Annotated in this window: 1 protein-coding gene; it reads right to left on the reverse strand. The window is 61.5% G+C overall.

All coding sequences use genetic code 11. The features are described from left to right. Positions 1–54: 54 nt before the first annotated feature. The gene (locus tag FGX59_RS36965) at positions 55–987 is read right to left on the reverse strand and encodes an IS5 family transposase (RefSeq protein ID WP_138473488.1); all 933 of its coding nucleotides are present in this window, start codon (positions 985–987) and stop codon (positions 55–57) included. Positions 988–1,050: the final 63 nt, after the last annotated feature.

Genomic DNA, 1,050 nt, shown 5'->3' on the forward strand with positions numbered 1-1,050 from the left:
GGCCTTGTTGCACAAATCGGGGGCTGAGCGCGGTTCCCCTTTCCCCGGACGGACTTATCCTACGGCCACAGTGACGGGTATGCCGAGCGCGGTGTAGCCATTTAGCACGGCGATGCGGACTTGCAGCTCCGCGACCTGGCGGTCGAAGTCTCGAGCCATCAGTGACTGGCCAAGCAGCTTGATGCAATTCATCTTGCTTTCGACCCGGCTCCGGCGATGGTAGCCGCTCCATCGTCGCCAGATGGCTCGGCCGAGGTACTTCGAGGCGCGGAGAGCTTCGTTGCGCGCGATGGCACCGGGGCTCGTCGGGTTCCAGGGCTTGGCGTTCTTGCGTGGCGGGATGATTGCGGCGGCACCGCGAGCGGCGATCGCTTCATGACATTTGCGCGTGTCGTAGGCGCCATCGGCGGTCACGGAACCGATCTGCTCATCAGCCGCAATCTGGTCCAGAAGTTCGGGCAGGATGGGTGCATCGCCGATGTTGCTGCCGGTGACCTCGACAGCCCGGACTTCCAGCGTTTCCTCGTCAACTCCGATGTGTATCTTGCGCCAGATGCGCCGCTTGGAGCCACCATGTTTGCGGGCATTCCACTCGCCTTCGCCCTCGGCCTTGATACCTGTGCTGTCGATCAGCAGGTTCAACGGGCCCGCTCCGCCACGGTACGGGATCGCCACATTCAGCGTTCGTTGGCGGCGACACAGGGTACTGAAATCCGGCACCACCCAATCCAAGCCGACAAGCTTCAGAAGGCTTTGCACGAACCCCGTCGTTTGCCGCAACGGCATGCCAAACAGCACCTTCATCGTCAGGCACGTCTGGATCGCTGCGTCGCTGAAGCTCGGCTGCCGGCCGCGTTTGCCAGTCGGTGGTGCTCGCCACGTCATGTCTGGATCAAACCAGATCGTCAGCGATCCACGCCGCTTCAACGCGTCATTGTAAGCCGACCAATTCGTGGTCTTGTACTTCGTAGGGGCCCAACTGCTCATGCCTACCGGCTATCATGCTGGATTCATGCAGTGAATCCCTCGCACGATTTGTGCAACAAGGCC

The organism is Poseidonocella sp. HB161398 (genome assembly GCF_005870025.1).
Taxonomy (GTDB): Bacteria; Pseudomonadota; Alphaproteobacteria; order Rhodobacterales; family Rhodobacteraceae; genus Mangrovicoccus.

Coding starts and splice junctions, on each gene's coding strand:
- FGX59_RS36965 (WP_138473488.1), bottom strand. CDS start 987: ATGAGCAGTTGGGCCCCTACGAAGTACAAGACCACGAATTGGTCGGCT.